Origin of the sequence: Psychrobacter pulmonis, from assembly GCF_904846465.1 — a bacterium.
In the GTDB taxonomy this organism is placed as follows: Bacteria; Pseudomonadota; Gammaproteobacteria; order Pseudomonadales; family Moraxellaceae; genus Psychrobacter; species Psychrobacter faecalis.
Map to the genome: position 1 here is coordinate 326,650 of NZ_CAJHAT010000002.1, position 22,687 is coordinate 349,336.

The following is a 22,687-nucleotide window of genomic DNA, read 5'->3' on the forward strand; positions in this document are numbered from 1 at the left end:
TGATTTAAAGTCGTAGTGTAAGATTCGCAGACGGCAGGGGAGCAATTTCCTGCCGTTTTTTTGTTTCTAGGTTTTAAGCTTTTAGAGTATATTTCTAGTCCAAAGTTATTTACTCTCGCTCTAATATAATTCCGTCAAAATAGCCGCGCACCCCACAACGCCCTGAACTAAATTGATAATCAACGTCTTTTAAGAGTAACTGACTTTTACCTTGATAGAGTGCAGGATACAACCTTAACCTAACTTCTTTATCTTGACTATTATCATGAATCGCCCAGTGGTTCCGTGACCATGTTGCAATACTTTCTTCAATTCCACAGGTGTGTAAGTTATTAAAAACTAAGTCACTTTCAATTACAGAAAGATGAGGTTTATTATCAACCTTATTAATAGATAAAGTATTCGTTGCGTCTTGCAAAGTATTTTTGCGCTGACCATCTAAATTATAGATTGAAATCTGGAAGTTTTTAGAAAATTCTCCAAACGCATTTTTATTAGGCAAATCAGAAGAATCTAAATCATCGTTCCAGTTAGAATCTGTCTTTTCTCCGATATGTTCTTCATACTCACGTTTAAGGCACTTAGTATCTTTACAGGTATTTCGTTGAAAATTTAACCATAATTTTTGATCTATAATCACATTGTTTTTATAGCTTTCGCTGTCTTCTTCGTTAGCTCCATCATTGAGATTAGCTCTATATTTCTTCGCCATTGCGTCATCGAGCTTAGAAAGCTCAGGACTTTGGCAAATAGTTTTTTCTACCCAAGTGCTGGCTTTTTTACAATCAAAACTTGCTGAGTTTGCATGATTAGATAGTAGACAAACACCTAAAGTAGTAATAATAATTACGGTTGATTTTTTCATGTTACTCTCATCGTTTAATGCTTAATTTCGAAAATTGTTACCATTGTTCTAAAGCTGAATATGAATATAGCATTGTCACTCGTAAATAACCTATAAATGCTACGCTAACCCATCAGCGATACTCAATCGTACTCATTACTCACGCCATCAAAAAAGGATTTTATAATGGTAGTGTTAAAGACCCTGTTTAAATGGATCGTTTTGCCTATTGTAGCGCTACTCATTATTACCAGCTTGAGCTTAGTAGTGACGGGTAACGCTTATATCTTTCGAGGGCTACAGCTTACTTATCTTAAAGGTGAAAACACTGCCAATATTGACGATTATGTCGATTTTGTTAATCGCACTATCCGCGCTAAAGATACTATCGAATGGGAAAAAGTTGCCAACTTTGAGCAGGTCAAACTCACGCCGACTTTGCAAAATGCTTTAGATACCGATGAAACCGTTGCCTTTGCCATTATCAAAGACGGCAAACTGCTGTACGAAAACTACTGGCAAGGTTATGGTGCTGATTCGCACACCAATAGCTTTTCTATGGCAAAAACTGTCACTACCATGCTGTATCTCAAAGCGGTAGAAGATGGTTATATATCAAGCATTGATGAACCAATTACCAAGTGGCTACCTGAATATGCGGACAATCAATATGCGCAGAACTGTACCTTAGCAGATTTCTCGGCGATGACCTCGGGCTATGATTGGACGGAAGATTATTACTTTCCCATCAACCCGACGGCTGAATCCTATTATGGTCATGACTTGGTCAAGCAAATGGTCAATCGTAAGTTTGTAGAAGAATGTGGCGGCCAGTTTGAATACTCATCAGGCGATACGCAAATGCTTGGCATAGCTTTATCGCGAGCGCTTGCGCCGCATGGCTATACTATTTCTAGCTATTTAGAAGAGAAATTTTGGCAACCTCTCGGCATGCGAGGCGATGCTTATTGGTCGCTTGATGGTGCTTCGAGCATCGAAAAAGTATATTGCTGTCTCAATGCCAGCGCATTAGATTTTGCCAAATTTGGACAGCTATTATTAAATGGTGGTGAGTGGCAAGGCGAGCAATTACTTAGTAAAGCGCACGTTGATTTTATGATTACGCCAAACGTGGATGCATTCGCAGACGGGCAAGCGCAAGTTTACGGCCATTCGGTATGGACGGATATGGATAGTCCGATTCCGTTTTATGCCATGCTTGGTCATTTAGGGCAGCGCGTATTAGTTTTGCCAGAAGAGAACGTGATTATCGTCAGGCTAGGTAAACAAAAAGGCTTACCCACTCCAGTAGAAGGTTTTCATTTAGAGCCAGATTTGGGTCAATATGTGACTGAGGTGAAGACGATGTTGGATAATCTACCACTAAAGCAGTAATTTGAGTTTATTTATAAGGCAAGTGAGCAATAGCATAACTTGCTAAGTCCATCACACATCATTAATAATCAGAAAAATAAGCATAGTGATAAAAGTTTCTATTTTTAACAAGGAATATTAAAACCTTCATGAATCATTCAAATAAAAATAGAGAGCATGATGGCTCGCTTAAGATCATTTGGTTAGTGGTATTTTTTGCGGTGCTGATTTGGTCGGGTATTGCACCTAAAGATTATTTCACTTGGGTTTTGGAAGTTGCGCCCGCGCTGATTGGTTTGAGCATACTAGCCGCGACTTATCAAAGATTTACCCTATCAAGGCTCACGTATTCCTTAATATTGCTGCACTGCATCGTATTAATGATAGGCGGTCATTATACTTATGCTGAAGTACCTCTGTTTGATACTATCGCCAACTGGTTTGGTTGGGAGCGCAATCACTATGATAAATTGGGGCATTTCGTTCAGGGGTTTGTACCGGCAGGGATTGTGAGAGAAATTTTACTGCGCTTAAATGTGGTGAAAAATGAGCGTTGGTTATTGGTCTTTGTGATGTCCGTTTGTTTGGCGTTTAGTGCTTTTTATGAGCTGATAGAATGGTGGGTAGCGTTAGCCATTGGCAGCGATGCAGAAGCTTTTTTGGGCACGCAAGGTTATGTCTGGGATACGCAGTCTGATATGTTTATGGCGTTGATTGGTTCAGCTATATTTTTATCTTTTTTTCGAAAATGGCAGAATTCAAGTATCCGTAAATTGACTTAAACGAGCGTAACCCTTGATCAAGCAGCTTTTTGAAACAGTTCAAAAGCTTTGTCATTACCTACAGTAACTGAGTCGCCCTCGTAGTAGGCTAGCACGAGTTCGTATATTTCAGCAGGTGCATTTTGGTTGGAAAGTATCTCTGTATTTGATGGCTCTGCTGAGCAAGCAGCAGCCATCAAATACAGAGAATAACGTGGTCAGTAATAAAGACTGAGCTAGGACGTTATGTTTTTTTAGATGCATTAATGCTCTCCTAGGTAGTTTGTTACAAAGTCTTGTAGTAGAAAACTGATTAAGTATTAGCTCAAAGAGTTTAATTTTACGATGTATAATTCAAAAGCTATTATTGACCTAAATTGTAGCAAGGAAGGTTATAATCATACTTAAGCTCCACCAAAGTACGAGCTTTAAATAAATCAATAATGTAATCATTTTGCATGTCAGTCATATACATAAAAATGGTAGCTTTATCCTTACATAGAATACGGACACGTTTGGCTGTTTTATCAGATCTACTTGAGGTATTAGCTATATAATCATTTCTGTCAATTTTATAAGTCATATCTACCCAGCCTTCTTTAAGAAGAAAGCCATGTAAATGTAATAGTCTATTCTTTTCAAACTCGGGGCTTGCATATCTGGATGTGTACCATACATCCCTATTAGAATGAATATTATCGCTTACTTTGAAGTTCATAAACTTAGCAATATTATCAAGTTCGGATATAAGCCAGCTTTCTTTCTCAACCAATTCTTGTTGGTATATTTCAAGCTCTTTATTTGGTTCTAAGTCTACAGTCCATATAAATAAAATAATAACGAAAGCAATAAGTGAAATATCAGATAACTTATACTCTTTACCTCTTATTTTCACTGATTATTTTCCTACATACTTAATTATATTTTTCAAAACTAGGTTATTTAATCTGTTTTAAATATTCCAAGTAGTTAACTAATTGTTCTCTATATTTCTCATTCGATCTAAATTTTGGAGATTCAACCCACTTGTTACGATTATGAATAATGGATTCTAAGGTAAAGTCCTCATAACCAGACTCCGCTTCACAACAAGGACATATTTCATATAATGGGAATTCACCGTCTAGACCCCATGGCAAGAAATCCTCATCATAGTAACCGCATATTTTACAACTGTGTAACTCTCTATTGAGCATGAAAATATTCCAAATTAGTTGAGTGGGGATGTGTGGAAGCATCAGGCTTAAAAATTGTTCGAGGTGCACCATCTTTCGTTTTGACGGCAAATGTGTTTGTTTTCGGATTATATAAAACCGTATCACCATTCTTTCTTGTTTTATTTAAAGTTCCACGCGGAGGGTCACTCACAAACTCTTGAGCATGACGATAGTAGTCATTTTGAGATTTTAGCTCAGGAAATTCTTTGCTATGTTTACTCCAATGCTCTGCTAGGTTTGTATTAGGAGATCTTTTCTTAGTAGAAGTCCAGTCGAAACCTTTTTCAGAGTCTCTGTAGATATTGTTATTACTTAACGCTCGTTTTCGAATCACGTACTGTCCAGCTTTAACGCTAGTCTTAGCAGATAGAGCACCCCAACCTAGCGGAAATGACATAATATCAAAAACCAATCCCGCTTCATCTCCAATTTTTTGCACACCTTCATGGTATTTCGCACGATCACCATTGACATCTACCCATAGAGAATTAAGACGTTCTTGATAAATTAGTTCTTCAGGAGTACCTGCTCCTGCCCAAAGCCCACCGTCTTTCAATGCTTGTTCAGTAGATACGTCAACCCAAATCCCTAACTCCTCATCAGACATTTCATCTTCAGAATCTTTGTTGTCAGAAGCTGCAAAGTTAGAAAGTACAGTTTCTGGATCAGTTTTAGGAAACACCAAAGGTTCTGCCTGCGCAATACTGCCAACATCAAAGTCAGACTCTGCAAACGCTTGCTGAGTCGCAATCAGCTTCGCGCCGCAGCTGGTGACATCGCCACCACGTGCGATAGGCGCACCATCGACGATAAAGGAAGCATCACCACTAACAATAGTGGTGACCTTTTTACACTTTTTACAGATGACTTTATCGCCTTTACGGGCAACAGGGATGCCGTTATGAGTGGTGCGCGGTGAGCCGGAGATGACCGTCCCACCGTGAGAGGTCTTTGCGCCGACGGTGATATAGGCTGCCATAGTGCTACCTTGCTTAAATGCCCAAAGTGTAAACTCTTAACTCGAGTCTATTATTTGCCTGACATTATAGATGGCTAGAGCGTTAAATATCAAACTTAAGTTTATCTAAGGGTGTGATTTAGGCAGCAAGCTTAATCCATGCAAAGTATAAAGGCGATTAAAATGCTGACGGTAATAAGAAATAGAAACTCTTTACTCACTATAAATAACAAGCAAAAATCTAACCTTCCATCTCGCCAATTAACCAATTAGAGACATCATCAATTTGCGCTGCCAAATCAGGATGCGCTTTGCTTAATTCAGCAAGCGTGGCTTTTACTTCATGTCTATTATATTTAATGTCAGTCAATGTCTCTTTTAACAAATCAATCAACTCAACGTTTAGCGCATCAGAGAAAATGACAACATCGCGTATCACTGCTTGTTTCACATCAAGGTGCAAATCAATAATGCCCCAATCAAATCGCGTCTCGATATGATGGCTAAATTCAGGCGTCTTACCAAAACGCCAGTCCCAATCTGCCATTTGCTGATAGTATTTGTTCAGGTTAGGCTGCTTGGCGAGGCTGGCTTCATCCAATTCTTCTACTGGCGTAGTGTCGCCATAATCTTTGTCACGATAATATTCACAAAACGCCTCGATAATCGCAGCGGATAAAGTTTCGTGGTTAATAGACTCATTAAACTCAACCAAGTTGGCGACGCGAGCACGGACAGATTTGATACCTTTGGCTTTTAGTTTTAGCGGATGCGGGTTGAGATAATCGCCGAGCTTTTGCATATTGGCATTGACCAGTAACGTGCCGTGATGAAAGCTGCGATCGGCGGCATGTTTAAAGGCGCTGCCTGATATTTTCTTATCACCGACTTGCATGTCGTTACGCCCCGATAAATCTGCGTCTATGCCCAACTTTTTTAGTGCATTAATAATGATGGTAAAGTTCGCTTCTTGATCGTAGTCAACTTTGGGTGATAAAAAGGTAAAGTTGGTATTGCCCAAATCATGAAACACCGCGCCACCGCCACTCTGCCGCCGCGCCAAAAATACATCATCGGCTTCCATCTTATCGATTTTGCATTCTACCCATGGGTTTTGCGAGCGCCCAATGACCACGGTCTCGCTATTGCGCCATAAAAATAGCGTGTGCGAGTCGGGATTGAGCGTATTAAATATCCAATCCTCGGTCGCGAGGTTAAACCAAGGGTTGGTCACGGCAGATTTTAAGATGCGCAGTTTCATTACTTATCCTTTTTCTTGAATAATTATTCTAGATTGAATGTTATCAATAGATACTGTCATTGTTGCCGATGCGTGGTTGGAATTCAATGGGTGTGTGGTATGGGAGCGGTTTAAGTCTGAGGTTTTAAGAAGTTAACTTATTTTTAGTCTTTCTGTTATGATTACGACTGATATTAAGTAACAAATAGCATTGGTTCAAACCAGCTAACTGATGCATAAGAAGAGACTTGGTTATGGATGAAAGGATAAAAAACTTAGACACTCCTAAGAAATGTGAGATTTTTGCTAAAAATGCTTTGAATGCAGGCAGAGAAGATTTGGTAAAACAAGCAAAAGAACGAGCTATTCACTTAAAAGCTGAAAACTATGGTGCTGAAACGTCGGCAGAGAAAGAAGCTATAAAAGCAGTCTATGCTTATGAAGAGGTGCTAAGTGCCAAAAATGGTAAGAAAACACGCGCATCTAGAACTTGGCCAATGATTCAAAAATACGGAATAATTAATGCTGTCGAGCGCGCCGTTGATCGTAAATCTGAGACAAAAGGTTATACCGCATTATTAGAGATGGGCTTGGAAGCCTATGCTTTCGAAGCAGTAATACTTCGCTATCCTGAACTGTTTTCCGACAGTGCTGTAGAAATATCTCAACGACGAATGAGCGAGTGGAAAGAAAATGTTTAGAATAAACACAGTTTTAACTTAGTTGGAGAGTTATGCATGCAAATAGATTTGGCAAATTGGATATCTGTGTTTATAGCTTTAATAGCAACGGCCTCAGCTGCCATAACTTATGCGGTCTACCGTTCGTCAACCGATCCAGAAGTTATTGTTTATGTAGATACAGATAAAAAGCGACCATCACTTATTATTTTAATTATTGAGAACATAGGTAAAGGGCCAGCAGAAAATATAAGTTTTGAAACGTCTAGAGATTTACCTGAAAAAGCTTTCACTATAGAAGAACCTCAGAGCATGCCAAAAACAATGATATCTGGGCCTATCGTAGATGGAATTCCTTTCTTAGCCCCTAACCAAAAAATTATTATTTCTTGGGGGCAATATGGAGGGTTAAAAAAATATATTGGAGGTAATAATATTATAGTTAAAGCTAAGTACAGAAGAGCTAATTCTATGACTTGGTTTAATAGATCATCGAGTTCGTCTCAGCTTTTCGTTGAAGCATTTCACGGAACAGATATTTCTGATTCAAACTGGGATAAGAAGATTTCAGAAAGTTTAATAAAAACTAATGAGCAATTACAAAATATTGATAAAGCAATTAAAAAATTAGGTTCAGGGGAAAGCTAGAATTTGCTCACAAGCACAGACCCTACACACAAGTTACCATTAGCCTTATTCCTATTAGTAGAAACGTGTATATTATGTTAGCAAATTCTACACTACTAATAACCTACCCAAAATCTTCCCTTAAAATCTTATCCATATTACGTTCGGCAAGTCCCGTGATAAACACATAGGGATTGACCCCAGCGCTACCGGGGATTAATGCGCCATCTTGCACGTAGATATTTTCGTGCCCTTTAACGCGACCAACTTCATCAGTCGCCAAGCCTAACACACAACCGCCAAGCGGGTGATAGCAGAAGTTATCGCCGAAGCCTTTGGTAAATAATAAGCTTGAAGTAGAGCCACCATTTACTTTGGCGAGCTTATCTAACAGCTCTTTAGCAGCATTGATCGAGTACTCGTTTTGCTCGCGTTTCCAATTCAGTTTGATGGTTTTGGTGGTCTTATCATAATAATAATTGCCGCGTTCTGGATTGTCAGTGATGGCGAGATATAGCGTCGTCCACGTCTCAAGCCCTAGCGGTAATGGCGCGAGTTCGGCAAAGATTTTGTACTTTGAGCCATCTCTATCGCCGTCCCACATATTGATGCCTTTAACCGGAATGGTCGATTGGGTGGTGCCCGCGGCGTGGACAAAATTGCGCCCCGTCATGATGTTACCGTTTGGGCCCCAATGCTGGCCAATATGCTCGTTTAGCTTAGTAAGCTTGCCTTCCGCTTGGCTTTTTAATAATAGCTCTGAGGTGCCCGTACTGCCAGCATTAAGGAAGAGCTTATCGCAAGTGTAATGCTCAACTTTATCGATGCCGCCCGTGGTATTGAGGACATGAACTTCTAATCTGAGTCGCTCATTCTATGAGTCGGCGACTGATGCAGAATGTTTACAAGCCTTTATGGCGCTATCACGCCTTGAGGGTATCATTCCTGCTTTAGAGTCAGCACATGCCATTGCCTATGCGATGAAAATCGCCAAAGATATGTCAGCGGATGAGACGATTTTGGTTAATCTATCAGGGCGCGGCGATAAGGATATTGATTTTATTTTGGATAAGGTAAAGCTATAAAAAATCTGCAAACAGTATAAAAAGACAACAGCTCTCAAGCGTTTAAAAAGTTATCATCGTGGTTTTTTTAGTCTAACGCTTGATAGGATCCACCCATGTCCAACCGCGACCTCATTATTTTTATGACATTGTCCTTTATGTGGTCGCTGTCCTTTATTTTTTACCGTGTCGGCGTGCCAGAATTTGGCTCGCTAGCATTTGCCAGTTTGCGGGTGGTATTTGCCGGTTTGGTGATGCTGGTTTTTGTCTTAATCAGCCCAAAAAACAGAGCAGGCATCCGTGATAACTGGAAAGTTTTGACCCTAGTCGGACTGTTTTCTGCCGCTATCCCCTTTATCTTATTTGCTTTTTCGGCGCGCTCAGTAAATGCTGGCGTGTTAGCAGTGCTCAATGCCTCCGTACCAATGATGAGCGGTTTTATCGCCAGCACCTTTTTTAAAGACAGGCTGTCAAAAAAGCAGATACTTGGCTTAATTATTGGCGTAGTGGGCGTGATTATTTTAATGAGTGAAAGCTTATTTGGTAGCCAAAGCGCTGCTTCTGATTCTTCATTATTACCGATGGGCTATGCATTATTGGCCTGTGTCGGTTATGCGGTCGGCGCCAATATCACCAGAAACTATTTATACGATGTCTCGCCGGTGGCGATTACCGCAGGCTCGCTCATCATTGCCAGTATAATTATGCTGCCGATAGCGGTGTATGAGTTTCCCTATGGCAAAACCATTAGCCTCACTGCTTGGACGTCAGTGATTTGTATCGGCGTCTTTTCTACCGCCATCGCGCTGATTTTTATGAATCAACTCATTAAAAGTATCGGTCCGATGCGCGCGACCAGCATTACTTTAGTCATACCGATTTTTGCCATTATTTTAGGCTATCTGCTGCTTGGTGAAGCTTTGGACACGCCAGCGATTATCGGCTCGGTGGTGATATTATTTGGTACGTATTTGTCTTTAGAGTTGTCTATCAAAAAGATGCTGAAATCCTGAGATATTGCTTTTTTCTAATTGATAAATAGCCTTTTAATCAATGCCACTTATTTAGCACCTTCTGCCATGATAAGTTGAATGGGAATGGGAATGGGAATGGGAATGGGAATGGGAATGGGAATGATGTCAAACGCCTTGGCAAATGGCATCAGCGCTTTCAGCCTTTTTTCTTCTGCTAATGCTTTGTCTGGCTGATAATGATAAAACTTCAGCGTGGTCGGTTGGCGCAAGCGATATGATAACGTCTCGATATTTTTCACCGCCGGTGCCACTGTCACAGGAAGGCGCCAGAGATTTTTTGTACAGCGTGTCATACCACCTGCAAAGCTGTCATGACAAGTAAAATCAAACCCTTCAAGTTTAGCAGTTTCACCTGCGACTAGTAGATGGGTCGGTTTTTCAAACCATAATATGGTGGCAATGCATCCTTGCGCTGAGGTGCAGCCTAGCTCGCCTATTCTTATTCTAAAATATGGCGCATTGAATGCAGGCATGGGCTTAAAGGAAAAATAAGCCAAATCCACTTGCTCTAAAATATCAATAAACTCACGATCTCTCTTGGCGCTCTGCACCAAATAGCTGCGCTTTTCTTCCGCAAATACAATCACATGCTCAACGCCTTTTTTAGGATTTACGAATTCTGCTTCCCTTTCTCGTTCTTTGCGCTATTTGCTCACTGCTGGTACTTTGACGGCGCTAAGTCTCGCTATTAGCTCAGCGCATGCCGCTGGCATCGAATACAGCAAACAATCGGTCGCGCCTTTTTTTGAGCCGAGTAACTATGCTGAGCTATCTTATGCGTATGTTGATCCAAAAATAGAAGGCACCGATGCCGCTGGTAATAAAATCGGTGACATGATGGATGACTTTGATTTGCCCAGCGCCGCCATTAAAATCGCCCCGACAGCCAATACGGCCTTGGCAGTGATTTACGAACAACCCTTTGGCGTCGATACCGAGTACCCAGCAGGGAGTATTTTAACAATCGCATGGGCACCACTGAAGCGCGAGTAGAGACAACTGGCATCACGCTTTTGGGCGGCGGTAAGATTAGCAATAATGTCTGGCTATATGGTGGTCTTGAGTACCAAACGTTAAAAGGCAATATCAAGGGCGCGCAGCCAGTCGGTTTGACTACCGCTGTTTCGCAAGTAATCGATGAAGCGGGCGCGCTTTTTGGTATACCAACGACTACCGCTTATTATGATTTGGTCAATAAACAAAATAACGGCACGATTACGCCAACTGAAGCGGCAACTTTTGGCGCTATCAATGAAGCAGCTATCAATCCTGTGGCGACAGCGCCGACCTATTGCGACAGCGCCGACCTATTATACGTTAGATTTTGAAAACCAAAATACGCTAGTGCCGGTTATCGGTATGGCGTATGAAAAGCCGGAGATTGCTTTGCGTGCCGCATTAACCTATCGCGCACCTGCCAAATATCAGGTATCTGGGGTAGAAAACCTGCAAGTTATTTTGCCGCCTATCGCTGGTGGTGACGGGATAACACCGGGACCAGCTACTGATGAAGTTGCCTTACCCCTAGCAGGCAAGACTGAAGTGAAGATGCCGCAGTCGGTCAATTTCGATTTCCAAACCGGTCTGAGTGAAAAGTATAAGTTGCTAGGTATGGTTAACGCCCGCTGGGTAGATTGGAGTAACTTTAATGTTGCCCCGCCTTTAGCGACATTATCGACACAAGAGCCTTTGGCCGCCTATAAAAAAGATGGTTACGCGGTTGAGGTGGTATTGGGTAAGCAGTTTAATCCAAAAGCTTCAGGCGAAGTACGTGTCGGATATGACCACGGTACTGGTGCGCCGCTCAGTCTATTGGGGCCTTATGACTCTATCAAAAGCTTGGGGTTAAGCGCGCAATACAAACTGACCGAGCAGCTTAGTGTCTCTGCGGGCGGTCAATATATGTGGTTTGAAGGCGGTCCAGTCGATACTAAGGTTGATGGTCGGGTAGCCAATATTGACGATGGAACTGGCTACGCACTTGGCATGAAATTGGGTTATCATTTTTAAAAATTGACTGAGATTGTTTGTTAAAAATAACTCATATTAGTGCTGATAGAAAATAGAAAAAATCACTAACTTAAAAGTAGGTGCTTTTTTTATTACTAAATTTTAGCAAAAATTAATGACTCTATTAGCTTAACACCCTTATAAGGTCACATAAATAATAGCGTTTAAAAGGTTGGAAATACACTTGCGTAGGTGTTTTTGTTTGTAAGTATTACTTGGAATCGCGGTATCTACCCTTATAAAGAACTCGGCTGATAAATGGCTGTCTTAACAACTAGCATGGCTATTTATCAAAGCTCAATAACTCTTATAAATCTATTTTATAACAACAAACAAGGCTCCTCATGGCACACGATACCTTATTCGAACCCGTAAAAATGGGTACCCAAACTCTAAAAAATCGCATCTTTATGGCTCCCTTAACCCGCTTACGCGCGGTCGAGCCGGGCGATGTTCCTACGGCACTAGCCAGTGAATATTACGCACAGCGTAGTGGTGCAGGATTGGTCATTACCGAAGCAACGCAAGTGTCTTTTCAGGCAAAAGGCTATGCTGGCGCGCCCGGTATTCATACCGAAGATCAGACGACGGCGTGGAAAACCATCGTCGATAATGTCCATGCTAAAGGCGGCAAGATTGTCGTCCAGCTATGGCACACCGGTTTGGTCTCACATGAAAGCGTCCAGCCTGATGGCAAAGCGCCTATTTCAGCGTCTGATGTTCATGTGGGCGTGCGCACGACATTGCGTGACAGTAATAATCAACCGATACGCGTTGAATCTACAACCCCGCGTCCAGCCACGCTTGAGGAAGTAAAGCAAGTTATCGCTGACTTTGGGCTTGCGACTAAAAACGCTAAAGAAGCAGGATTTGATGGCGTAGAAATTCATGGCGCGCATGGTTATCTGTTGCATCAGTTTTGGGTTGAGCAAACCAACCAACGTGATGATGAATATGGCGGTGGCCGCGAAAACCGTGCGCGTTTGACCCTTGATGTTATCGATGCTTGTGTCGCTGCATGGGACGCTGACCATGTTGGTATTCGCATCTCACCGCTTGGTACCTTTAATAATGTCGAAGCAGGCTACCATGAAGACGAAAATATCTGGCTTATTGAGCAAATTAATAAGCGTGGGTTGATGTATTTGCACCTATCTGAGCCTGATTGGGCAGGTGGTACGCCTTATAGCACCGAATTCCGTCAGCGCGTTCGTGATGCGTTTGGGCAAATGATTATTGCTGCGGGTGGTTATACCCCTGAAAAAGCCGAGCAGAATATTAAGGATGGCTATATCGATGCGGTGGCTTTTGGTCGTGATTATATTGCCAATCCGGACTTAGCTGAGCGTATCCGCCAAGGTGCGCCGCTTAATGAGCAACATCCGCAAAGCTTTTATGGCGGCGGTACAGAAGGCTATACCGATTATCCTTTTTTAAAACAAGCTTAAATATTATCGGATAGCCATTTTAAATTGGCTTTATCGATTAAAATAAAGCGATAATGAATAAAAAGCCACCTTGCTAATAACAGTAAGGTGGCTTTTTTAATAGATGAAGTTTAGCTATTTAACAAAGTTACCCGTTTGATAATCACGAAACGTTTGTTTTAATTCCGCTTGGGTATTCATGACAAACGGACCATAGCCCACCACTGGCTCACCGATAGGCTCACCGCTTAATAGTAGCAGTTTAACTATGCTTGACGATGGCTTATCACCAGAAAGCTTATCATCAGCTAGCTTGGGGTACGTTAGCTTAATGCTATCGCTTATCTGCGTTGCTGATTGTTCATTGGCGGAATCAATAATAGCGATATCAGTATCAGTCGGCGCTGTAAACTGAATCAGACTGCCTGCGCTTACTGACTTATCATTAACCAGTAGCGTGCCTTCTTGTACCAATATCATGATGTTATGATTGTTTGGCACTTGCAGCATCGTTGAGCCAGTGCTATGCAAGGCAATATCCCACATATTGATTGGCGTAAAGGTACTTGCCGCGCCTGTCGTATTTTGCCACTTACCTGCAATAATCCTCGCTTGACCAATAGCATGTCCATTTTCAATATTGCTTAAGTCAACGATAGGCAAATCAGCGCGTTTTAGCGTTTGATATTTAGGCGCAGTCAGTTTATGGGCGCTTGGCAAATTGACCCATAATTGCACCATGCTAAAAAGTCCACCACGGCGGCTAAAGTCGGGCGAGTGGAATTCTTCGTGCATAATGCCGCGCCCGGCGGTCATCCATTGCACATCACCTTCTTTGATGATGCCACAACCGCCAGCCGAATCGGCATGGCTAATCTCTCCCGAGTAGGCAATCGTCACCGTTTCAAAACCCTTATGCGGATGCTGCCCGATACCGTGCGACTCCTTCTCATGGTTTGGATTTGGCGCAAAGGTGGTCGGCTGACCATAGTCCAATAATAAAAATGGATCGGTATGCTGATAATTAAAATCAGCTTCGTTATCTAAATGATTAAACAAAGTTTTGACATAAAAACCATCACCGACCCAATGCGGTGCTTTATTATTATGAATATGTTTGATGGCGCGCATTGCATACCTCGTCAACCTAACTGTATTAAAGAATACTTATTTATTTCACCGTCATTTTTTAACAGGAATGAAATACCTACTCTTAAGTAATTCTAAATATGTATGGGTTTATATGGTGGTTATATTCAAAATAGTCAAATATTTAGTGTTTTTAAATTTGTATCACTGGCTTTTAAATTAAAGAGTATGTATGACTTAACATCAAACCACTTCGCCGCAAGCAAAACCACTGGCCCACGCCCATTGAAAGTTGTAGCCGCCAAGCCAACCGGTGACGTCAAGCACTTCACCGATGAAATATAGCCCGTCTTGATATTTGCTTTGCATGGTCTTTGACGAGACTTCATCGGTTGTGATGCCGCCGCGTGTGACTTCAGCGGTTCGATAGCCTTCAGTGCCAGACGGTTTTAGCTGCCAGCCGTTCAGCGTTGCGCCAAGCTCTATCAAGCGCTCATCTTTAATATTGGCAAGCTCAGTGTCTTTGATATCATCCCACAAATGCGTTTGTAGCGCTGCCAGCAGTTTTTTCGGCAAAGCATTGTCGGTATTGTCCGCCAAAACCGTCCGGATAAGCTGGCGTGGATGTGATTTTTTATGGGCAAGAAAAAGCGCCGTCATATCTATATCAGGCAGCAAATTGATGCTGATGGTTTCGCCAAGATGCCAATAGTTGGACAGTTGCAGCATGGCCGGACCAGACAGTCCGCGATGGGTAAAGAGCAGCGGCAGCTTAAAGGAGATGCGCTCATTACTGGCAATCACCGGCAGACTGATACCGGCAAGCGTGCGAATCAGCTCACCGGTTTTATCGGTAAAGGTAAAAGGTACAAGGCTGGCATCGGTTGCTACCAGCGTATGTCCAAACTGCTGCGCAAGCTCGTAACCAAAACCGCTCGCGCCTAGCGTTGGAATCGATAAGCCGCCCGTCGCTACCACGAGCGATTCGCAGCGATAGCTTATTTGCGGCAGCTTACTTTGATTGCCGTTATTTTTTCTCTCTTGTTTTTCTTTTTTACTCAGGATTTTACTGGTAATTAATTCAAAGCGAGATCTCTTATTATTCTCATCAGTCTTTACTTGTTCGATGTGGGTATTGAGCTTGACTTGCACGCCCACAGCAGCGCATTCATCAAGGAGCATGGTTAAAATATCTTGCGCCGAATCATCACAAAATAGCTGCCCGTGCTCGCGCTCATGGTAAGGAATTTTATGCTGCTCAACCATAGTAATGAATTCCCAGCTCGGATAACGGCTGAGCGCGGATTTACAAAAATGGGCATTACTACCGATAAAGTGCTCGGGCTCGACGAAGTAATTGGTAAAGTTGCAGCGCCCGCCACCTGACATCAGGATTTTTTTACCGGCTTTATTGGCATGGTCGAGCACCAATACGCGGCGACCACGGCGACCCGCAGTCAGCGCACAATATAACCCCGACGCCCCAGCGCCGATGACGATGACATCGTAGTGATTGTGTGCTGCTGCATTGCGCGGGTTTTCCATGATGATAGGTTCCAAAAAGCGCTAAGCTTTAAAAAAAATAGAAATAAAAAATCGTAAAACTAAAAAGTAGCCGAATGCGGCGTCTTAATCATAAAGGGTAGCTATTGTCCATGTTTTATAGCAGGTTACAAGGATTAAATAATTTTGCTCAGTCAACTTATAAAAATCGCTACCCATGATTAAGTATACAGCTGTGCAGCGAAATTGTTGTGTTTTGCGCTCGACGTCTTGCAACGACGCGGCTTATTTGTCAAACTAACTTAAGTGTCAGACATTATGGAAGATGACTCTTATCACTTGTATAGGCCACCGTTTGCCGTTCATATTTAACGCAAGCCGTTTAATGATAGTCGCAACGACAGCCGCTACAAGTCAGAATAATTAAAAAAGGATGACTACGATGACTCAAAAATCATTTCCTATCGCGGCTGAGTTTGTCGCCGCTGCCAATACTAGCGCTGAGCAGTACAAAAAAGAATACCAACAATCTATCGCGTCACCTGAGGCGAACGATGCCTTTTGGGCCAAGCGTGCCGAGCTGATTGATTGGATAAAAAAACCCACCAAAATCAGCGATGTCAGTTATGACTTAGAAGATTTTCATATCAAATGGTATGAGGACGGTGAGCTTAATATTTCAGTCAACTGCCTTGATCGCCATGTCAAAAATCACCCTTATAAGCCTGCTATTATTTGGGAAGGTGACCATCCATCGCTACACAAAATCATCTCATTTAAAGAGCTGCACGAAGCGGTGTGTCGTCTCGGGAATGCCATGCGCAAACTTGGGGTCAAAAAAGGCGATCGCGTCACTTTATATATGCCAATGATACCAGAAGCGATGGTTGCCATGCTGGCGTGTACGCGCATCGGGGCGGTACATTCGGTGGTATTTGGCGGTTTTTCTGCCGAGAGTTTGGGCAATCGCATTATCGACAGCCAATCAAAATTGGTCATTACCGCCGACGAAGGTATTCGCGGTAATAAACGCACGCCGCTCAAAGCCAATGTCGACCGTGCGTTAGACATGGATGGCACCGATAGCGTGACCAATGTCGTGGTCGTCCATCGTACGGGTAATTCTGTGCCGATGAGCGGTCGGCGCGATGTTTGGTATCACAGTTTGGTCGATGGCGAATCGAAGCATTGCGAGCCTGAAGTCATGAATGCCGAGGATCCGCTGTTTTTATTATATACCTCAGGCTCTACCGGTAAGCCAAAAGGCGTGCTGCATACCACTGGCGGTTATATCACTTATGCGCTTTCTACGTTTCGCGATGTGTTCGATGTCAAAGAAGACGATGTCTACTGGTGTACCGCCGATGTCGGCTGGGTGACCGGTCACACTTATGCCACTTATGCGCCGCTCGCCAATGGTACGACGACGGTCATGTTCGAAGGTGTGCCAGAGTACCCGACGTGGGCGCGTATTGGACATATTATTGATAAACACCAAATCACGATATTATACACGGCACCGACGGCCATCCGCGCGATGATGAAAGAGGGCGATACCTTTGTCCGTGAGTCGGATCGCTCAAGTTTGCGTTTGCTCGGGACGGTTGGTGAGCCGATCAATCCAGAAGCGTGGGACTGGTACTATCATGTCGTTGGCGGCGGTAAATGTCCGATTGTCGATACGTGGTGGCAGACGGAAACCGGCGGTATCTTGTTGGCACCAATACCGGGTACTGTCGATATGAAACCAGGCGCGGCGATGAATCCGCTATATGGCATCGAGCCGGTCGTCGTCGATGCTGATGGCCATGTCTTAGAAGGTGCGGCAGAAGGTAACCTTGCGATTAGTGGCGGCTGGCCGGGGCAGATGCGTACCATTTATAACGATCACGAGCGCTTTTTAAAAACCTATTTTACAGAATATCCGGGCTATTACTTTACTGGTGATGGTGCGCAGCGTGACGAAGACGGTCACTACTGGATTACCGGACGCGTGGATGATGTGCTCAATGTTGCCGGGCATCGCTTGGGTACGGCAGAGATTGAAAGTGCGGTGGTTGCACACCCAGCAACGGCTGAAGCGGCAATTGTCGGTATGCCGCATGACATTCGCGGGATGGGGGTTTGTGCCTTTATTATTCTAAAATCGGGCGAAACCGCAACGGATGCTTTAAAATCTGAGCTCAATCGCCATGTGCGCGCGGAAATTGGCCCGATTGCTAACTTGGATGCTATTTATATGGTGGACGTCTTACCCAAAACGCGCTCTGGTAAAATCATGCGCCGTATCCTGCGAAATCTTGCCGCAGGGCAGTATGTTGGATTGGGCGATTTATCGACCCTTGCCGATAGCGCTGTCATCAATGAGCTGATTGACGTGGTCAAAGCGGAACGCGGAGAGTAAAGAGTATAGTTGGATATGTATTAAAATAATTTTTCCCTTCTTTAAAAGCCATACTATCGTAAATAGTATGGCTTTTTTACCTAGAGGTTATTGCTATTAGCGCGCTTTAAAGTTTCAATGACTTTTGTATTTCTCCATATTTACAAGGTTTACCGTCATTATGCCGAACTCTTCTTTGCAGCCTACGCCGATATCAGCGCCAAAAATTGCCATTATCGGTGCTGGCTTAACGGGACTATTTACAGCCACCTTATTAGAACGCGCTTTTAGCCAAATGAATGACAAATCCTTAATACCAGAAATCACTATTTTTGAGAAATCACGCAGCGTCGGGCGTCTAGCAACACGTTACCGCAGCGATAGCCTTACTGATAAAAACTGGCAATGGGCGTTTGGAGCGCAGTTTTTTACCGCCAAGAGCGCAAGCTTTCAACAATTTATTGAGCCGTGGTTGCAGACAGGTTTGCTACAGCCATGGTGCGCGCAAGTAGTGAGCTTAACGGCAATGGCTGAAAATAATCCCACAGCTGATATTCATCTCAAAGAGCAATGGGGCAGTACGCAAGCGCGTTACATCAGCACGCCAAAGATGACCAGTTGGGGACGAGCATTGGCTGAAGAATTGCAGCATAGCACCATTAAGTTTAACACCCGCGTCGCGCCATTATCTCAATATAAGCAAACGCCAAATAGCAACATCAATAATAAAACTAACGACAAAACCAGTGAAAAAACCAGTAATAAAACTGAGCTATTCGATGAAAATAGCAACAGTCTTGGTCATTTTGATTGGGTAATTTGTACGGCGCCAAATGGTCAAGCCGTCGAGCTGATGGCAGATAGCGGTTTTAGTGAATGCGCAAAAATCACTGAGCCAACAATGCAGGCGTGCTATAGCTTAATGCTTGGTTGGAATGAGAACCAACCAGTACCTGAGGCGCTAAGCTGTTTGGACACGGCGTGGGATGTGGCTTATGTACAGAATTCTATCATTGATAGAATATTTATTGAACATCATAAGCCTGAGCATCATGCGCTATTACCCAGCATGACCATTCATGCGCGCAACGACTGGTCAGAGCAGCACGTCGATGACGATATCAATACCATAAAAGCGCAGTTACTAGCAGCCGCCAAGCAAGCACTAAACTGGAATACAGAGAGCGCGCCAAGCCAAGTTGATTGTCACCGTTGGCGTTTTGCTGCAACCGTAACCGCTTCTCATAAAGAGCAGTTAGGAGTATTGGTTGATGATGAGCGGCAATGGATTGTTAGTGGCGATTGGTGCGGACAAGGTAATATCGAAAGCTGCTATCAAATGGCGGCGCAGACGGTGGCAGCGATGGTTTAATTGACAGATAATAAAGGCTTTAAGGAATTAAACTTAGACGTATTACATCATAATAAATTTGAATTTATATAAATCATTAACTTATAGGCAAAAAAGAGCCCACGAAGGAGGTGTCGTGGGCTGAGGAAAACTTATCATGTGACCGAGCTACTACTGATTAACGAGCCACAAGTAAATTGATCAAGGTTTATTATTGTTAATATAAAGATGATGACGAAATCTATGATTTCAAGAAATTCTCACATCTGCTTACAATTTCCAGTGTACAACTGTATTTATTACACAGTCATCATAACTGAAATTGGCCGATTTACCTAGCTTGCTTACATGTCATTACGTTTTGGTTTATTATCCGCCGATTATTGGCTAAAAATATTCATAACAAACATTTTGCTAAGGATTTTTTGCTCAGTAACACTCGCAATTGAGCAAAGCCAAAACCGACCTGCACAGAAGCATGACGACATGGCGGAAAAATGCTAAGCTAGCCACATTCTTATCGCTCACTATAAACTGGGTTTGTCATGACCGAGAGTACACCGCTGCACACGCCAGAACAAAAACCGCTACCAACGCCAAACGACAGAAGTATCTTTAACCTACCCAACAATCTTACGATTGCGCGTATTTTAATGATTCCGCTGTTTGTGGCGATTGCTTATTGGCCACCCGCCATGGGAATTGGCATGCCAGCGATTTCGGACAATGTCATCGCGCGGGTAGGTATGAGCGAATTTAGCGACAGTTTGCTGCGTCATTTGCTGTTGACCGGTGTGTTTATTATCGCCGCGGTGACCGATTGGCTCGATGGTTATTTTGCTCGTAAGCTTAACGTGGTCTCTGCTTTTGGGCGCTTCTTAGACCCAGTCGCTGATAAGCTCATGGTCGCAGCCGCACTGATTATTTTGGTGCAATGGCATCCCAATATCATTATGGCGATTGCGGCGATTGTGATTATCTCGCGTGAAATTGCCGTCTCGGCGCTACGTGAGTGGATGGCGGAGCTTGGCAATCGCACCAGTGTTGCTGTCTCGTATGTCGGCAAACTCAAAACCACTTTTCAGATGATCGCTATCACTGTGTTATTGTTAAATTGGCAATCGCTTGAAATGATAGGCTATATATTGATGGTGGCGGCGGTGATTTTGACCTTATGGTCGATGATGATTTACTTAAGAGCGGCTTGGCCGTATTTAAAACAAAGCGGTTAGCTCTTTTTGATTTAACTGTCAGTTTAGTCTGAATAAAAAACGCCAGTTGCATTAAGCGACTGGCGTTTTTTATGCTTTGGTTTTTGATTATTTATACTGTGATTGATTATGCTGTTAAGATATACTCAAATTAGTAAACAAAACATAAGAGAATTTATAAAAGCATTACTAGACGTCATTCAAATAAGGAAATAGGCATGGCATTACATATCAAACAGTCAGGCGCTGCTGTTTTATTACTAACGTTACTAGCAGGCTGTTCCTCAGGGACAGACATGCAGGCACCATCCGTTCAAGATACTGCAGAATCGGAACGCTTGGGTACCAAATGGGGTGATGACGTCAACTCGCAGGTGACCACTGTGGATTTGCGCCGAGTAACTGAAGAGCCCATCGAGCAGATGCAAGTCAATTATGCCGATAAAAGCTATCAAGGTCGCGCCCTAAACAGCCGCTCTCTAGTAGCGGGAAAAATTGATTTTTCAGTGGCAACGGATATGGGTGCTTTGCCTTTATATCGTGATGCTGGTAACTATTATTTGCAAGGTCAGTCTGGTGAAGCTTATCGTTTGGTTTATCGTAATAATAGCGCCAATACTTATGAAATCGTGGCTAGTGTCGATGGTTTGAACGTGTTAAATGGCAGTACTGCCAGTCGCTACGATAGCGGTTATGTTTTGAATCCAAATGATGACTTGGTCATTGAAGGGTTTCGCAAGAGCCAAGATGCTGTAGCAAGCTTTATTTTTAGTAAACCTGATGACGCTTATGCTGCCAATACCGAATCTGGCTCTATCACTAATACTGGAGTGATTGGTACCGTTATTTATGAGCTTTACGATCCTTCTAAACCTAGACCATTACAACCACAAGCTTTTCCAGCAGATAATGGTTATGCCAAGCCGCCAAAATAATGATCAATAATCATTAATGAAAATCAGTTTTTAAAGTAATATTAAAGCTAGGCAATAAAAAAACGCCAGTCGCATCAGCCACTGGCATTTTCGTTTATATACTATTTATCAGTATTTTGTACTGATAAATTTATATCATCTTTATAAAGTTACTAATTTATAAAGTTACCGAAAAGGTTTCACCCATATCTTCAGCGGTTTTACCTTCTTGAACTGCTGCCGCTGCCATCTTAAACATATTGACCACTGAGCTACCGCTAATCCAGCACTCGGCACCGTGTGGCACGACTTTAATCAATTGGACATTTTCATCTTCTTTACCTTCGGCAAAAAAGGCGTTATAAACAGGTGACCATAGCTCATCTAATTTGTCTTTGTCGGTCGATAATTCAGCATTGCCACTGATAGAAACATAGTTTTTCTCGTCTTGGGTAGCGTACGTCAAACCAACTCGGGCATCATCTTGAATGTCTTTGACGACGTCTGAGGTTTTGTCACCGATAAACCAAATCTCTTTGGCAGCGACATCCGCTTTATTGGTGGTCATCGGCCAAGCATGAATGTCACCTTTTTTATTGGTAGTACTCATCATGGCAAATTTTACGTCTTTGATGACTTCTTGAATTTTCGCGATATGCTCTTGGTTACTCATTGGGTTTGTCCTTTTATCATTATAGTGAGTGGTTCTTTGTTTAAATCATGGTTGCTTATTAAGCATTCAGTTTAGACAAGCCAGCGCCGTTTATAATAATTTTTATGAGCAGGTTATAGATATAGCTTTAAAGCTCTTTATATTTATTAGCTTGTTATGAGGCGCTTAACTCATCACAACTGCCAACTAGAATAGCGATTATTACTCTCTTATTTATATAGGTTGCCAGTAATGCGATGTGAGTGTTTGTAAGGTTTACAATAATTAGGTAAAAATTGTGACGCCAGCTGAGCAATATTTCTGTTTTGAAAAGCTTTTTATATCGGT

22 protein-coding genes and 1 pseudogene are annotated in these 22,687 nt (G+C 42.7%); 14 read left to right on the forward strand and 9 right to left on the reverse strand.

What is annotated here, in order from left to right; genetic code table 11:
• Positions 1-109: 109 nt before the first annotated feature.
• Positions 110-865: a lysozyme inhibitor LprI family protein gene (locus JMX70_RS05125; protein WP_201590148.1), complete on the reverse strand. Its 756-nt coding sequence runs from the start codon at positions 863-865 to the stop codon at positions 110-112.
• A 165-nt stretch (positions 866-1,030) separates the two neighbouring features.
• On the opposite strand from JMX70_RS05125, the gene JMX70_RS05130 reads away from it, so the two are divergent.
• Together JMX70_RS05130 and JMX70_RS05135 are read left to right on the forward strand one after the other, a co-directional pair.
• Complete coding sequence (locus tag JMX70_RS05130) at positions 1,031-2,239, forward strand: serine hydrolase domain-containing protein (protein WP_201590151.1); 1,209 nt, start codon at positions 1,031-1,033, stop codon at positions 2,237-2,239.
• A 128-nt stretch (positions 2,240-2,367) separates the two neighbouring features.
• A complete protein-coding gene (locus JMX70_RS05135; RefSeq protein WP_201590153.1) occupies positions 2,368-3,000 on the forward strand; it encodes a DUF2238 domain-containing protein in 633 nt (210 codons plus the stop codon).
• Positions 3,001-3,343: 343 nt separating this feature from the next.
• On the opposite strand, the gene JMX70_RS05140 is transcribed toward JMX70_RS05135, so the two are convergent.
• The 3 genes from JMX70_RS05140 to JMX70_RS05150 all read right to left on the reverse strand — a co-directional run bounded on the left by JMX70_RS05140 (position 3,344) and on the right by JMX70_RS05150 (position 6,415).
• Complete coding sequence (locus JMX70_RS05140) at positions 3,344-3,874, reverse strand: hypothetical protein (RefSeq protein WP_201590155.1); 531 nt, start codon at positions 3,872-3,874, stop codon at positions 3,344-3,346.
• A 290-nt stretch (positions 3,875-4,164) separates the two neighbouring features.
• Positions 4,165-5,175 carry a PAAR domain-containing protein gene (locus JMX70_RS05145; RefSeq protein ID WP_201590157.1) on the reverse strand — a complete coding sequence of 337 codons (1,011 nt, stop codon included), beginning with the start codon at positions 5,173-5,175 and terminating at the stop codon, positions 4,165-4,167.
• 220 nt (positions 5,176-5,395) lie between these two features.
• Entirely contained in the window at positions 5,396-6,415 is a 1,020-nt protein-coding gene (locus tag JMX70_RS05150; protein ID WP_201590159.1) for a lipoate--protein ligase, read from the reverse strand.
• Positions 6,416-6,648: 233 nt separating this feature from the next.
• Between JMX70_RS05150 and JMX70_RS05155 the strand changes: the two genes are divergently transcribed.
• Both JMX70_RS05155 and JMX70_RS05160 read left to right on the forward strand, forming a co-directional pair.
• The gene (locus tag JMX70_RS05155) at positions 6,649-7,095 is read left to right on the forward strand and encodes a hypothetical protein (protein ID WP_191690162.1); all 447 of its coding nucleotides are present in this window, start codon (positions 6,649-6,651) and stop codon (positions 7,093-7,095) included.
• A gap of 36 nt (positions 7,096-7,131) precedes the next feature.
• Positions 7,132-7,722 carry a hypothetical protein gene (locus JMX70_RS05160; RefSeq protein ID WP_198329201.1) on the forward strand — a complete coding sequence of 197 codons (591 nt, stop codon included), beginning with the start codon at positions 7,132-7,134 and terminating at the stop codon, positions 7,720-7,722.
• 103 nt (positions 7,723-7,825) lie between these two features.
• Here JMX70_RS05160 and JMX70_RS05165 read toward each other — a convergent pair whose 3' ends face one another.
• Positions 7,826-8,374 (reverse strand): GMC oxidoreductase, encoded by a 549-nt coding sequence (locus tag JMX70_RS05165; protein WP_227671170.1) that lies wholly within the window; start codon positions 8,372-8,374, stop codon positions 7,826-7,828.
• Between the two features lie 187 nt (positions 8,375-8,561).
• Between JMX70_RS05165 and JMX70_RS05170 the strand changes: the two are divergent.
• Positions 8,562-8,786 (forward strand): annotated as a pseudogene (locus tag JMX70_RS05170) (tryptophan synthase subunit beta); the annotation flags it as partial.
• A 95-nt stretch (positions 8,787-8,881) separates the two neighbouring features.
• On the forward strand, positions 8,882-9,778 hold the full coding sequence (locus JMX70_RS05175; RefSeq protein ID WP_201590161.1) for a DMT family transporter: 897 nt from the start codon (positions 8,882-8,884) through the stop codon (positions 9,776-9,778).
• A 47-nt stretch (positions 9,779-9,825) separates the two neighbouring features.
• Here JMX70_RS05175 and JMX70_RS05180 read toward each other — a convergent pair whose 3' ends face one another.
• On the reverse strand, positions 9,826-10,386 hold the full coding sequence (locus JMX70_RS05180; RefSeq protein ID WP_201590163.1) for a hypothetical protein: 561 nt from the start codon (positions 10,384-10,386) through the stop codon (positions 9,826-9,828).
• 79 nt (positions 10,387-10,465) lie between these two features.
• Here JMX70_RS05180 and JMX70_RS05185 point away from each other — a divergent pair, with 79 nt between their 5' ends.
• The 4 genes from JMX70_RS05185 (at position 10,466) to nemA (ending at position 13,257) form a co-directional block, all read left to right on the forward strand.
• Entirely contained in the window at positions 10,466-10,792 is a 327-nt protein-coding gene (locus JMX70_RS05185) for a hypothetical protein (protein ID WP_201590165.1), read from the forward strand.
• Positions 10,768-11,127: a hypothetical protein gene (locus JMX70_RS05190; protein ID WP_201590168.1), complete on the forward strand. Its 360-nt coding sequence runs from the start codon at positions 10,768-10,770 to the stop codon at positions 11,125-11,127. The genes JMX70_RS05185 and JMX70_RS05190 overlap by 25 nt, the downstream gene beginning before the upstream one ends.
• Complete coding sequence (locus JMX70_RS05195) at positions 11,051-11,809, forward strand: outer membrane protein transport protein (RefSeq protein WP_201590171.1); 759 nt, start codon at positions 11,051-11,053, stop codon at positions 11,807-11,809. The genes JMX70_RS05190 and JMX70_RS05195 overlap by 77 nt, the downstream gene beginning before the upstream one ends.
• Before the next feature lie 344 nt (positions 11,810-12,153).
• On the forward strand, positions 12,154-13,257 hold the full coding sequence (gene nemA / locus JMX70_RS05200; RefSeq protein ID WP_201590174.1) for an alkene reductase: 1,104 nt from the start codon (positions 12,154-12,156) through the stop codon (positions 13,255-13,257).
• A 114-nt stretch (positions 13,258-13,371) separates the two neighbouring features.
• Here nemA and JMX70_RS05205 read toward each other — a convergent pair whose 3' ends face one another.
• Positions 13,372-14,367: a pirin family protein gene (locus JMX70_RS05205; RefSeq protein WP_201590177.1), complete on the reverse strand. Its 996-nt coding sequence runs from the start codon at positions 14,365-14,367 to the stop codon at positions 13,372-13,374.
• A gap of 201 nt (positions 14,368-14,568) precedes the next feature.
• Positions 14,569-15,870: a BaiN/RdsA family NAD(P)/FAD-dependent oxidoreductase gene (locus JMX70_RS05210; protein ID WP_201590178.1), complete on the reverse strand. Its 1,302-nt coding sequence runs from the start codon at positions 15,868-15,870 to the stop codon at positions 14,569-14,571.
• Positions 15,871-16,270: 400 nt separating this feature from the next.
• Here JMX70_RS05210 and acs point away from each other — a divergent pair, with 400 nt between their 5' ends.
• The 4 genes from acs (at position 16,271) to JMX70_RS05230 (ending at position 21,708) form a co-directional block, all read left to right on the forward strand.
• On the forward strand, positions 16,271-18,232 hold the full coding sequence (gene acs / locus JMX70_RS05215) for an acetate--CoA ligase (protein WP_201590179.1): 1,962 nt from the start codon (positions 16,271-16,273) through the stop codon (positions 18,230-18,232).
• 160 nt (positions 18,233-18,392) lie between these two features.
• Positions 18,393-19,583, forward strand: coding sequence for an NAD(P)/FAD-dependent oxidoreductase (locus JMX70_RS05220; protein ID WP_201590180.1), 1,191 nt, complete (start codon positions 18,393-18,395; stop codon positions 19,581-19,583).
• Positions 19,584-20,107: 524 nt separating this feature from the next.
• On the forward strand, positions 20,108-20,794 hold the full coding sequence (pgsA, locus tag JMX70_RS05225) for a CDP-diacylglycerol--glycerol-3-phosphate 3-phosphatidyltransferase (RefSeq protein WP_068404644.1): 687 nt from the start codon (positions 20,108-20,110) through the stop codon (positions 20,792-20,794).
• A 197-nt stretch (positions 20,795-20,991) separates the two neighbouring features.
• Positions 20,992-21,708, forward strand: coding sequence for a hypothetical protein (locus tag JMX70_RS05230; protein WP_201590181.1), 717 nt, complete (start codon positions 20,992-20,994; stop codon positions 21,706-21,708).
• A 157-nt stretch (positions 21,709-21,865) separates the two neighbouring features.
• Here the strand turns inward: JMX70_RS05230 and JMX70_RS05235 are convergent, their stop codons facing one another.
• Positions 21,866-22,360, reverse strand: coding sequence for a pyridoxamine 5'-phosphate oxidase family protein (locus JMX70_RS05235; RefSeq protein ID WP_201590182.1), 495 nt, complete (start codon positions 22,358-22,360; stop codon positions 21,866-21,868).
• Positions 22,361-22,687 lie beyond the last annotated feature (327 nt).